Genomic DNA, 12,048 nt, shown 5'->3' with positions numbered 1-12,048 from the left:
CGGCGGATAATGAAAAATCTTTTAGGATATCTGACCTGCGTCCTTATCTCGATACTGCTGACGGCGTATATAAACGGCAGCGGCGGACTTCTTGTGCTCTGCCTGCTGTTACTCGCCTTTCTGTTTTCGATGATATCCCTGCTTGTGACGAAAAACAAGCTTGAGGCGGCAATAAAGCTTTCAACTGATATCAGCGCAAAGGGCGAGGAGCTTGACGCCGAGATAATGCTTCTAAACGCCCTGCCACTTATGCCTTCCTGCATAATCGAGGTCACGGCGGAATGTTCAAAAAATATCGTGGGAAAGGACGCAATGTTTTTCAAAACTGTTGTCATCGGCGGCAGGCAGGAAAACGTAAAGCTCAGCCTTGAAACACGTTTCGCAGGAATGGGCCGGGTGAAAATAAAGTCAATAATGCTCCACGATTATCTCGGTATCGTAACGCTGAGGGTGGACGATGAAAAGTTCAGTTCGGCGATAAAGACCGTGAAGATTATGCCGAACATTCCAGATACAGGCACTCAAAGCGAAGTGCTCAGAGCCACTTCCGAAAACTCAGCCTTCGATGATAACGAAAGCGAATCGGACGAAAATGCGCTGGGTCTCACAGGAGTTCCGGGTTACGATCACCGACCTTATGAGATCGGCGATCCGCTGAAAAGAATAAACTGGAAGCTTTCTTCCAAAAAGGAAGAGCTTATGGTGCGCCTTGATGAAAAGGTAACGGCTTCCAGTCAGTCATTTTTCCTCGATATACCCGAGTGCAAAAATAACAACGCAATGTATGCGATGAATGTTGACAACATAATGGAAGCGAGCCTTGCAATGCTTTCAATACTAATTATGCAGGGCTTTGAGAGCGAATATAATTACTATCTCGGCGGCTGGAAGTCGATGAAGATCCGTTCGGCGGCGGATATCGCAGAGCTTCAAAACGAGCTTGCGGCGGTGTCCCCTTATCCGCAGGACAAGCGCCTTGAATTCTCAAAAGAGATCGGCAAGACTGCGCCTATCTGCTTTACTTCCTGCCTATCGTCAATGGCTGGGGACTTCGCCGTGCTGCTGGAAGAGTTTGGCGGCTCATTCGTTGTGACAAGGCTCAGCGGCATTGAAAAGCAGACCGAGAATATGTGGACAGTTGACGAAAACTTTGTGTTTCGCAAAATGACATAAGGGGGCGTGTTCAATGCAAAAAACTTTTGACTTAAAACAGCCCCTTGTGAAGATCCTTTCAAGATATGCGCTGCCACTTTTGCTTGCCGCAGTCGTGATGAACATTATTTTCAAGACCTATATGGGCGATGATGTTCGCATTTACAACTTAGGCTTCGGGGTTTATGAGTGCCTGCTGTTTGCGCTTTTTGAATGGCTAAAGCCGAAAAAAGTCATTCGTGGGCTTGTTTATACGGCGCTGACGGTGTGCATATTGTTTTTCAGTATGAACCTTTTGCGGTCTGGCTTTGCAAGTTCGGGCAAGACCTTTATCGACTGGTTTTATCTTAACAGCCAAGAAGTTGGCAGGATATATGATTACTTTTATTTCCTGTTTATAGGCCTTGGCTTTTTCATTGCTTCGGTGCTTTATTATTTCACGATAGTTCGGTACAGAAGCTTCGGCACGATGCTTGTGCTGCTTTTTCCATTTTTCATTTACGGAAAAAGGGCTGACAGTATGGCGACATTTGATATCACCCTTATGCTGACAGTTTTCCTTGCACTTATGGTGCATAGCAGGCTGGTTTCAGACGATAGCAATTCACGGCTTATCATCAATAAGTCCTATGCTGCGGCTGCGGCGATATTTGTCACTATTGTTGGAGCGATCGCAATGTTCGTGCCCCTGCCGAGCCACACATCTTATCTTGAAAACAACAAGAATTTCTTTGATCTGCAAATACAGACCCGTTCGGACTATGCCGATCTAAGCGAGCAATCCTCGCCGAGATTTGGAGCAGACACCACGGGTGAGATACTTTTCAACTTCACAACCACATCTGACGAGCAGGTCATTTATCTGCGCAGACAGAGCTTTGATAATTTCGTCGGCGAACGCTGGGTGACCGATTATAATTACTATGACAGCAGCTTTGATTTTGACAAGACCGTTCATCTTTATGGCGATAACGAGGTCAATTCCACAAGCTACACCTACGATATAATGAAAAAGCTGGCAGCCAGCGGTCAGTATGAATATTTCGGGTTTATGGGAAATGAATTCCCCGATGATCTTTTCTCGCAAAAGGCGGTTATGAACCAGTACAGCGACAGCTTTACGCCAAGCTATATCCCTGCGCCGCTGCTTATCACACCGGGGGAGAGCACGGTTTATTTCAAGACAGTTCACGGCGAGGTATACAGGCCTTATGACGCAGGCAACACAAGGCTTGGAATAAGCTTTGAATATTATCCCGAGACGGAAAAAGAGCGTGAATTTGCGAAAAATCTTAAAAACGTGTATGCACAGAGTTTTGAGGCGCTGATTAATGACGCAAAGACCAACGGCAGCGACGCCATTACGGATAAGCAGATCGACAACCTGCAAAAGCTTTACGAGCTTTACACGGACGTTTCGGATTATGACGACACGGACAGAAGAATGGCGCAGCTTGCGGAGGACATAACAAAGGACTGCAAGAACGATTACGAAACGGCTGAGGCGCTTGTGAATTATTTCGAGCAAAACGGCTATGTTTACGATAACGAATACGAGCCATCTGACGAATCTATCGCATATTTTCTTTTCACAAGCAAGCGTGGCAACTGCACAAGCTATGCCACCAGTATGACCCTTATGGCGAGAATGCTGGGCCTGCCTGCGAGATATGTTGAGGGCTTTGCGGCTTATGAGAAAAATGAGAACGGCGAGTTCGTTGTGAGAGACAGCCACGCCCACGCCTTTGTTGAGGTGTTTGTGGCAGGCGTTGGCTGGATGACCTTTGACCCCACCGTTGCAGGGTATCAGCAGGATCTCAGCGGACAGGGTGGCGGCTTTGATGTTTCCACATTTGTCAGCTGGTTCAGCAGGATAGCGCTTGTTATCGCCGTCATATTCGTGCTGATATTCTTTGTAATGCTTGACCGAATTATGGAGCTGTTTTTCAGGATATCGCTGAAATTCAGCAGCAATGTGAACAGGGTGCTGCGGCTTTACAGGCGTGTCATAAGGCTTCTTGAGATATCATCTCGTGACAGTCTTTCGGGTTACACCCCCGAAATGATCGGCGGATATGTTTCGCAGCGTGGTGGAGATATCGGCAGGCTGATAGAGCTTTTCCAGCGTGTATGCTTCGGCGGATATGAGCCGACGGCAGAGGACTGGGCGGCGGTTTACAGTCAGTACAAGTCACAATGGAAAGTCCTTGCGAAAAAGCAGAAGATGAAAATGGTAATTGACGAGGACAGATAAAAGAGCATAATAAAACAGGGCTATCGCAAAAGCGGTAGTCCTGTTTTTTGTACAGTTAGATATTAAAGTGAAGCGAGAAGATCGCTCATCGCATAAAGTCCTGCCGGCTTGCCGCAGAGGAAAATTCCTGCGTTTACTGCGCCAACAGCGAACACCTGCTTTGAATGAGCTTCGTGCTTGAGGGAGATAACTTCGTCTCTTCCTGCGAAAATTATCTCGTGCTCGCCAACGATAGTGCCGCCACGGATAGAGTGCATACCGATCTCGGTCTTTTCTCTCTTTGCTCTTACGGAATGGCGGTCGTAAACATAGTGGTACTTATTGTCAAGCTCTTCGTTGATAGCGTCGGCAAGCATAATGGCTGTGCCAGACGGAGCGTCGATCTTCTGATTATGGTGCTTTTCGATGATCTCGATATCATACTGTCCGCCGAGAACTTTCGCAGCGGTCTTTGCAAGGTTAGCAAGCAGATTGATACCCAAAGTCATATTGAATGTGAAGAAGATAGGTATCTGCTGGGCAGCCTTGTGTATCTTTGCTGTGTCCTCTTCGGTATAGCCTGTTGTTGCAATAACAAGAGCTGTGCCGTTTGCGAGGCAGTAATTGAGGAGATCGTCAAGGGCTGATGGGTGGGAAAAGTCGATGATAACGTCGGGCTTTTCCGGCAGGTCGGCAACTTCCTTTACAACAGGGAAGTCAGCATAAGCTTCGCCGAACTTGTCGATACCGGCGCTTACTTGGCAATCGTCTCTTTCAGAGATAACGTCGTTTATGAACCTGCCCATTTTGCCGCAGGCTCCGCATATTGCGATCTTTGTCATTTATATCATTCCTTTGCTTTTTAATAATACATAATACGCCTGTGTACAGGTCGGCAAACGGACAGCGTTCGGGCTGTCGGGGACGCCAGCCCCTACACTGGTATTTTTACACAACGATAAACATAAAGGGCGAATCGCTCCGCCCTTTAGATATTACTTTATTACTTGATAAGTCCAAGGCTTGTCATTGTTGCCTTGAGCTTTTCGATCTTGTCGTCGCTCATTCTTACGAGAGGCAGACGGCACTCGCCTGTTTCAAAGCCCATAAGGTTGAGGGCTTCCTTGACAGGGATAGGGTTGACGTCGCTGAAAAGTGCCTTTGTGAAATCAAGTACTTTGAATGCCTTTTCTCTTGCTTCCTCATACTTGCCGTCAAGACAGAGCTGAGTGATCTCGTGAGTTTCAAATGGCATACAGTTGGAAAGAACTGAGATAACGCCCTTTCCGCCGAGAGCCATAATAGGCACGATCTGATCGTCATTGCCCGAATAGATATCGAGGTTATTGCCGCAGAGGGCAGCCACCTGTGTGATCTGGCTGATATTGCCGCTTGCTTCCTTGACAGCGACGATATTGTCGATCTTGGAAAGCTCGAGACAAGTTTCAGGGAGAATGTTCACGCCTGTTCTTGACGGAACATTGTAAAGGATAATCGGCAGGGTGACAGCTTCGGCGATAGCCTTGAAGTGTGCGATAAGTCCTGCCTGTGAGGTCTTATTGTAATAAGGCGTTACGCAGAGAAGGGCGTCAGCGCCAAGCTCTTCGGCCTTCTTTGAAAGGTTCACGGCATACTCGGTATGGTTTGAACCTGTGCCTGCGATAACAGGAATCCTGTGGTTTGTTTTTTCAACGGCATAGCGAATGCACTCGATATGCTCCTCATCGGTCATAGTTGCACTTTCGCCTGTTGTTCCGCAGATTATGATAGCGTCTGTGCCGTTGTCAATGTTGAAGTCAATAAGCTCTCCCAGCTTGTCAAAGTTGATAGAGCCGTCGGCGTTCATTGGTGTTACGATAGCAACGCCTGCGCCTGTAAAGATCGTCTTTTTCATAAACAGCACTCCTTTCGTGCATTTATATATGTTTGATTAGTCAAAATAGCCCTTTGCTGCAAGAAGTTCTGCCAACAGAACAGCGCCGCCTGCTGCACCTCTGAGAGTATTGTGTGAGAGGCAAACGAACTTATAGTCATACTGAGAATCTTCTCTAAGTCTGCCGATAGAAACGGCCATACCGCCCTCGAGGTTTCTGTCCAGCTTAGCCTGTGGACGATCATCCTCTGTGAAGTAGTTGAGGAACTGCTTTGGAGCGCTTGGAAGCTGGAGCTCCTGCGGAACGCCGCTGAAATCTTTCCAAGCCTTAAGGATATCTTCCTTAGAAGGCTTATTCTCGAATGAAACGAAAACTGCTGCTGTATGTCCGTCAGAAACAGGAACTCTGAGGCACTGTGTTGTGATAGCAGGAGCAGTTGCGTCTACGATAACTTCGCCCTCGATATGACCCCAAATTTTGAGAGGTTCTTTCTCAGACTTCTCTTCCTCGCCGCCGATATAAGGGATAACGTTGTCGAGAATTTCAGGGAAGCTTTCAAATGTCTTGCCTGCGCCTGAGATCGCCTGATATGTGCAGGCGAGAGCCTTTGTTACCTTATACTTATCCATAAGAGGAGCAAGAGCAGGTACATAAGACTGGAGGGAGCAGTTAGACTTAACTGCGATGAAGCCTCTCTTAGTGCCGAGTCTCTTTCTCTGTGAAGCGATGATCTCGATATGCTCAGGGTTTACCTCCGGGATCACCATTGGAACGTCAGGAGTATGTCTGTGAGCGGAGTTGTTTGAAACTACTGGGCATTCAGCCTTTGCATACTTTTCCTCGAGCGCTCTGATCTCGTCCTTCTTCATATCAACAGCGCAGAACACGAAATCTACCATTGAAGCGATCTTCTCAACGTCTTCCTCGGCGTTCAGAACTGTGAGTTCGCCGATAGCTTCCGGCAGAGGCTCAGAAAGCTTCCACTTGCCCGCAACTGCGTCCTTGAGCTTTTTGCCAGCGGAACGTGGGGAAGCGGCAACGCAAACAACGTTGAACCAAGGGTGTTTGTCGAGGAGGAGAGAAAATCTCTGTCCTACCATTCCTGTTGCGCCGATTATACCGACATTGTACTTTTTCATATAAAAACTCCTTTTCCCGTGCAATTGCAATAAATTTCTTTGGCATAATAAACTAAAATACGCAGCGGCAGAAATATTATTTTGCACAAAACATAAAAAATAAACAAATAATAAAAAAACTGGTTGAAAACCAGTTCATCATACAATATAATAAGAATGTTGACATAAACAAATTTATGCCGATAGCACTCCATCACCTGTAATGATGACAACTGATAGTCTATTAAACTAACAGTCAGCAGGGGCGTTCCCAATGCTCCGCTTCGGCAGTCTTACCTTTCACGCTTTTTATAGGCTTTGGGAAGCTGCCGTCAGGGTGTCAATTCACGCTGACGAAAAAGCGATACTCATTTCGACTGCACCTCTATCTGTTCTGTTTAATGATAACAAATATTTTGCCGTCTGTCAATACATATAGACGAAATTCTATTAATTTTTTGTAAATTAATAAGTTTAGTTTGAATTAAATTGGCTGGCAGGGCGGATATTCGGGATTGCGAGTGCGATCAATGTATGACAAAACATTATTTATATAAATAGGAGATATTGAAAATGCTTGATATCAGCAATATGAAAAAATCGGATTTTTATTATGATCTGCCGCAGGAGCTTATTGCGCAGACCCCTGTTGAGCCGAGAAACTCATCTCGAATGATGAGGGTCGACCGCAAGACGGGAGAGGTGGTTCACGACCATTTCTATAATCTATGCAACTACCTTAAAAAAGGTGATCTGCTTGTGCTCAATGATTCAAAGGTTTTGCCTGCGAGAATTTACGGCGAGCGTGAGGACACGGGTTCTCTCATTGAATTTTTGCTTGTGGAGCAGAAAGAGAATATGGTATGGGAGATTCTTTGCAGGCCAGGCAAGAAGGCGAAGATCGGAACGAGGTTCGTGTTTGGCGGCGGAAAGCTCAAGGCGGAGATAACGGACGTACTTGAGGACGGAAACCGCATTGCGAGATTTGAGTGCGAGGAGAATTTCTTTGCGACACTTGATGAGATCGGACAGATGCCATTGCCGCCATACATTACGGAAAAGCTCAAGGACAAGGACAGGTATCAGACGGTTTATGCACACGAGCTGGGTTCATCTGCTGCGCCGACGGCTGGTTTGCATTTTACTGAGCAGCAGCTTGAGGACTTGAAGGCGATGGGTGTGAACATTGCGTATGTAACTTTGCACGTTGGTCTTGGAACGTTCAGGCCAGTTAAAGAGGACAAGGTGCTGGATCACAAAATGCACAGGGAGCATTACGAGCTTGGTGCAGAGACGGCTAAGATGATAAACGAGACAAAGGCCAACGGCGGACGTGTTATCGCAGTCGGAACGACTTCTTGCAGGACGCTGGAGAGCGTTGCGGCGTTCAATGGGGGAAAGATCGTGCCTTGCGACGGATACACGGAGATATTCATTTACCCCGGTTTTGAGTTCAAGGTACTTGACGGATTGGTGACGAATTTTCACCTGCCCGAGAGCACGCTCATTATGCTTGTATCGGCGTTTATGGGATACGAGAACACTATGAATGCTTACAAGATCGCTGTGGAGGAGAAGTACAGGTTCTTTAGTTTTGGTGACTGTATGCTCATTTTGTAGTGAGGAATGAAGAGTGAGGAATGAGGAATTAAGGTATCGCCTGCGGCGGTGTTATTTTGGTTGCGAACTTCGTTCGCTTGATTCTGCTTGCTCTTCTTGCTTTTTTTGGAGGTTAATATTTTTATGGTTGACAGGACGTCTGGGGAGAGGTCAAGGCTATATTTATATGATAATTTAAAGTTTCTGCTTATTTTTCTTGTGGTGCTGGGGCATTTTACTGACGGCTGTACAATTGATCTTTTCGGTACGGGGGCAAGTGATCCACAGCTTCCGCAGACGATGTATTTAAACAAGATATTCATTTTCATATATGGCTTTCATATGCCTTTGTTTATGTTTATCTCGGGGTTGTTTCATCGGCGGAGGAAGGACGAGAAGTTCAATGGGCAAAAGGTACTCGTTTTCTTTGTGCTGGGGCTTACGCTGAAATTTCTGCTATATGCTTCGAGGGTCATTTTTCAGACAAAGATCGACAGGGAAGAGGTTGGAGACCTTTTCTTCAACTTCTCGGGCGGAGACGGAACGTTTTGGTATTTATTTGCGCTGGCGGCTTACATTGCCATATGCTATGTTTGCAGAAATTCAAAGCCTTGGTTCGTTTTAGCATTCAGCATTGTGCTGGCGCTTTTTGTGGGATATGACAATGCTATCGGTGATGATTACTCGTTATCGAGGATAATCGTATTTTTCCCGTTTTATTACGGCGGCTATCTTATCGACCCGAAGAAGCTTATGGAGCTTGTGAACAGGTGGTATATAAGGCTAGTTTCGCTGGCTACCGTGGCTATATGGGCGTATTTTTCATTTGCAAAGACGGAGCTTGTTTATCCGCTGAGAATGCTATTCACGGGAAAGAACTCTTATCTTGATGTGGAGACTGTTACGCTTATGGACTGCACATTTTGGCACAGGCTGCTGGCTATGGCAATATCGGCGGTGCTTTGTTTTGCCTTTATCGGCATAAGCGTTAATGTGCGGATACCTTTTATAAGCACGGGGGGAACGAGGACTTTGCAGATATATTTCTGGCACAGGACTGTTATTTATGCGCTGACGTATTACGGCTTTCAGCAGGCTTTGGCGCAGATGTTCCCCAACAACTGGTGGATATATTATTCGCTGACGGCGCTTGTTGTCACGGCGGTGCTCAGTTTGAAGATATTCGGAAAGCCGCTTGACGGCATAATGAACTGCGTCAAGGGCGTTGACAGGAAAATCATAAAGGAGAAAGACAATGGAAAATAACTTTTTCAAGAGCGTTATCGACGCTGACGAGGCGGCTGTTGTTATATGCGATCTTGAGCACACGATCGTTTATATGAACCCTGCGGCGGTGAAGAGATACGAAAAGCGTGGGGGTGCGGCGCTGGTCGGCAGGTCCATAAAGGGCTGTCACAACGGGGATTCTAATGACAAGATAGAGCAGGTCATTGCATGGTTCAAAAAGGATAAGGGCAACAACAAGGTGTATACTTTCCGCAACGAAAAGGAAAATAAGGACGTTTACATGATAGCTCTCAGAAATGATGAGGGAGAGCTTATTGGGTATTATGAGAAGCACGAGTACAGAACAAGAGAAAGTATGGCTATGTACGATATTGAAAATGGGGAGAAATAATGGACAAGATCATTGAGCTTTCGCTGCCCGAAAAATGCAGGATACTTGCTGTCAGCGATATCCATACCCATTGGCAGCTTTTTGACAGACTGCTGAAAAGGGCAAAATATGATCCTCGAAATGACTATCTTGTGATCGTTGGCGACATACTTGAACACGGCAGCGACAATATAAAAACTCTTGAATATGTTAAGGCTCTTTGTGATAAAAGCGACAAGGCGATATTGTTAATGGGCAACAACGATATAATGTGTTCAAGAATGGCTTATCACTATGAGTTCAAGCGGTTTCAGCAGCAGTTTTACCGCAATGAGCATAACACGTTCAGGCAAATGGCTAATACGCTGGGATATGTTGACTGCTGGGAGGGCAACTGGCTTGAGATAAGAGAAAAAGTTGTAGAGAAGTATGGTGAGCTGTTATCTTTTATCAGAGAGCTTCCAACGTGCCTTGAAACAGATGAATATGTTTTTGTTCACGCAGGACTTGAAGATCGTCCCGACTGGAGAAATACAGATGATATTTATGCTATAACTGTTCCGTGGTTTTTGCGGAAAGAAAATCCAACAGGAAAGCAGCTTGTATTCGGGCATTATCCCACATACAATTACAGACGTTCAAATGTGACTAATCTTCCTATAATCGACAGCAAAAAGAAAATGATATGTATTGACGGCGGAATGACTATCAAGAAGGCTTGTCAGATGAATTTGCTTATCATTGATAAGTGCGGTGAGGATTATTCTCATAAAATAATGTGGGATACAGACGCACTTAAAAAAACTGTCATAAAAGATCATTCAAGTGATCTGAAGCCTGTATATATTGATTTTGATTGGGAAAGGCAGGATATCACGATAGTCGAGAAAAATGGATATCTGACAAAGGTCAGAGATGAATATTCAGGGGGCGAGGGATATATACCTGACCGTGAGATATTCTATTTTGATGAAACGCCTCACGTTTATCAATGTCTGTCATCTTTCCCTACTGTTAAAAAAGGCGAGAAGGTATCGGTCTTTGACGAAGATGAAACAATGTCTTTTGTAATTACGGAAAATGCAACAGTCGGCTGGCTGCCGTCTGATATAATAGAATGATAAAGGAGAATTTATGTTTACATTACTTAAACAAGAGGGTGCTGCACGAAGGGGGCAGTTTGAGACTGTTCACGGCACGATACAGACCCCTGTATTTATGAACGTGGGTACGTCGGCGGCGATAAAGGGCGGCGTTTCGTCCCTTGATCTGAAAAATGAGCTCAAGACCCAGGTGGAGCTTTGCAACACTTATCATCTGCACGTCAGACCGGGTGATGACGTTATTTACAAAATGGGCGGACTTCACAAGTTTATGAACTGGGACAAGCCTATTCTTACAGACAGCGGCGGATTTCAGGTATTTTCTCTTGCAAAGCTGCGTAGGATAAAAGAAGAGGGCGTGTACTTCAATTCTCACGTTGACGGACGCAAGATATTTATGGGTCCTGAGGAGAGTATGCAGATACAGTCCCACCTTGCTTCTACTATTGCAATGGCTTTTGACGAGTGCGTTGAGAACCCTGCGGAGCACAGCTATTCAAAGGCAAGCTGTGAGAGAACGGCTAGGTGGCTGGAGAGATGTATCGTTGAGCAGAAGAGGCTCAACGGGCTTGAGAGCACAATAAACAGGCACCAGATGCTTTTCGGTATCAATCAGGGCTGCACATATGCCGATCTGCGTATCGAGCATATGAAGCGCATAAGAGAAATGGAATACTGCTCGGGCTTTGCTATCGGCGGACTTGCTGTGGGCGAGCCTACTGAAGTTATGTATGATATCATCGAGAAGGTCGAGCCTTTTATGCCGAAGGATAAGCCGAGGTATCTTATGGGCGTTGGCACGCCTTCAAACATTATCGAGGCGGTATATAGAGGCGTGGACTTCTTTGACTGCGTAATGCCGAGCCGAAACGCAAGACACGGCACGCTTTTCACTTGGAACGGTATCTTGCACATAACAAACAAGAGATACGAGACTGACCCGAGACCTATCGACGAGCATTGCGATTGTCCTGCGTGCAGAAATCATAGCAGGGCGTATGTGCGCCACCTGTTCAAGTCTGAGGAGCAGCTTGGCGGCAGGCTTGCGGTTATGCACAATCTGTATTTCTACAACACTCTTACGGAGAAGATAAGGGAAGCACTTGACGAGGGAAGATACGAGCAGTTCAGAAACCAATACAGCTCATTGCTTGCTTCAAAGTGCGAGGACTGATAAGAAAGCGGAATTTAAGGCAGCACCGCACAAGGCACGCCTAGCGGCTTTGCACGCAATCTGCTTGCAGATTTTCCGCCATATTGCACAGAAATTTCTTGACATACGACAGTATGCCTGCAAAATTTCTATACAATCTGACGAAAAATCTGACTGCGCATCTTACGCACAATCCTT

General features: G+C 46.0%; 10 protein-coding genes and 1 riboswitch. Of the genes, 7 read left to right on the top strand and 3 right to left on the bottom strand.

The window, feature by feature from the left end:
- Nucleotides 1-9 precede the first annotated feature (9 nt).
- Together QZ371_RS06610 and QZ371_RS06605 are read left to right on the top strand one after the other, a co-directional pair.
- Nucleotides 10-1,173: a DUF58 domain-containing protein gene (locus QZ371_RS06610; protein WP_295210874.1), complete on the top strand. Its 1,164-nt coding sequence runs from the start codon at nucleotides 10-12 to the stop codon at nucleotides 1,171-1,173.
- Nucleotides 1,174-1,186: 13 nt separating this feature from the next.
- Entirely contained in the window at nucleotides 1,187-3,406 is a 2,220-nt protein-coding gene (locus QZ371_RS06605; protein ID WP_295210871.1) for a transglutaminaseTgpA domain-containing protein, read from the top strand.
- Nucleotides 3,407-3,468: 62 nt separating this feature from the next.
- On the opposite strand, the gene dapB is transcribed toward QZ371_RS06605, so the two are convergent.
- The 3 genes from dapB to asd form a co-directional block, all read right to left on the bottom strand.
- Nucleotides 3,469-4,227: a 4-hydroxy-tetrahydrodipicolinate reductase gene (gene dapB, locus QZ371_RS06600; RefSeq protein ID WP_295210868.1), complete on the bottom strand. Its 759-nt coding sequence runs from the start codon at nucleotides 4,225-4,227 to the stop codon at nucleotides 3,469-3,471.
- Nucleotides 4,228-4,388: 161 nt separating this feature from the next.
- Nucleotides 4,389-5,279, bottom strand: coding sequence for a 4-hydroxy-tetrahydrodipicolinate synthase (gene dapA, locus QZ371_RS06595; RefSeq protein WP_295210866.1), 891 nt, complete (start codon nucleotides 5,277-5,279; stop codon nucleotides 4,389-4,391).
- A 36-nt stretch (nucleotides 5,280-5,315) separates the two neighbouring features.
- The gene (gene asd, locus QZ371_RS06590) at nucleotides 5,316-6,398 is read right to left on the bottom strand and encodes an aspartate-semialdehyde dehydrogenase (protein WP_295210864.1); all 1,083 of its coding nucleotides are present in this window, start codon (nucleotides 6,396-6,398) and stop codon (nucleotides 5,316-5,318) included.
- A 175-nt stretch (nucleotides 6,399-6,573) separates the two neighbouring features.
- A riboswitch (Lysine riboswitch) is annotated at nucleotides 6,574-6,773 on the bottom strand.
- A gap of 177 nt (nucleotides 6,774-6,950) precedes the next feature.
- Here asd and queA point away from each other — a divergent pair.
- The 5 genes from queA to tgt all read left to right on the top strand — a co-directional run bounded on the left by queA (nucleotide 6,951) and on the right by tgt (nucleotide 11,871).
- A complete protein-coding gene (queA, locus tag QZ371_RS06585) occupies nucleotides 6,951-7,997 on the top strand; it encodes a tRNA preQ1(34) S-adenosylmethionine ribosyltransferase-isomerase QueA (protein ID WP_295210861.1) in 1,047 nt (348 codons plus the stop codon).
- A gap of 123 nt (nucleotides 7,998-8,120) precedes the next feature.
- Entirely contained in the window at nucleotides 8,121-9,242 is a 1,122-nt protein-coding gene (locus tag QZ371_RS06580; RefSeq protein ID WP_295210860.1) for an acyltransferase family protein, read from the top strand.
- On the top strand, nucleotides 9,232-9,615 hold the full coding sequence (locus tag QZ371_RS06575; protein ID WP_295210858.1) for a PAS domain-containing protein: 384 nt from the start codon (nucleotides 9,232-9,234) through the stop codon (nucleotides 9,613-9,615). Before QZ371_RS06580 ends, QZ371_RS06575 begins: the two co-directional genes overlap by 11 nt.
- Entirely contained in the window at nucleotides 9,615-10,715 is a 1,101-nt protein-coding gene (locus QZ371_RS06570; RefSeq protein WP_295210855.1) for a metallophosphoesterase, read from the top strand. The genes QZ371_RS06575 and QZ371_RS06570 overlap by 1 nt, the downstream gene beginning before the upstream one ends.
- Nucleotides 10,716-10,728: 13 nt before the next feature.
- Complete coding sequence (tgt, locus tag QZ371_RS06565) at nucleotides 10,729-11,871, top strand: tRNA guanosine(34) transglycosylase Tgt (protein ID WP_295210853.1); 1,143 nt, start codon at nucleotides 10,729-10,731, stop codon at nucleotides 11,869-11,871.
- The last annotated feature ends 177 nt before the right edge of the window (nucleotides 11,872-12,048 follow it).

Origin of the sequence: Ruminococcus sp., assembly GCF_019423705.1 — a bacterium.
Classification (GTDB): Bacteria; Bacillota; Clostridia; order Oscillospirales; family Ruminococcaceae; genus Hominimerdicola.
The sequence above is the reverse complement of the archived record's forward strand: the minus strand, read 5'-3'. Positions and strand labels throughout refer to the sequence as shown.

What these genes read in the sequence shown, in the direction of transcription:
- QZ371_RS06610 (WP_295210874.1), top strand. Translation starts at nt 10, where the DNA reads ATGAAAAATCTTTTAGGATATCTGACCTGCGTCCTTATCTCGATACTG.
- QZ371_RS06605 (WP_295210871.1), top strand. Translation starts at nt 1,187, where the DNA reads ATGCAAAAAACTTTTGACTTAAAACAGCCCCTTGTGAAGATCCTTTCA.
- dapB (WP_295210868.1), bottom strand. Translation starts at nt 4,227, where the DNA reads ATGACAAAGATCGCAATATGCGGAGCCTGCGGCAAAATGGGCAGGTTC.
- dapA (WP_295210866.1), bottom strand. Translation starts at nt 5,279, where the DNA reads ATGAAAAAGACGATCTTTACAGGCGCAGGCGTTGCTATCGTAACACCA.
- asd (WP_295210864.1), bottom strand. Translation starts at nt 6,398, where the DNA reads ATGAAAAAGTACAATGTCGGTATAATCGGCGCAACAGGAATGGTAGGA.
- queA (WP_295210861.1), top strand. Translation starts at nt 6,951, where the DNA reads ATGCTTGATATCAGCAATATGAAAAAATCGGATTTTTATTATGATCTG.
- QZ371_RS06580 (WP_295210860.1), top strand. Translation starts at nt 8,121, where the DNA reads ATGGTTGACAGGACGTCTGGGGAGAGGTCAAGGCTATATTTATATGAT.
- QZ371_RS06575 (WP_295210858.1), top strand. Translation starts at nt 9,232, where the DNA reads ATGGAAAATAACTTTTTCAAGAGCGTTATCGACGCTGACGAGGCGGCT.
- QZ371_RS06570 (WP_295210855.1), top strand. Translation starts at nt 9,615, where the DNA reads ATGGACAAGATCATTGAGCTTTCGCTGCCCGAAAAATGCAGGATACTT.
- tgt (WP_295210853.1), top strand. Translation starts at nt 10,729, where the DNA reads ATGTTTACATTACTTAAACAAGAGGGTGCTGCACGAAGGGGGCAGTTT.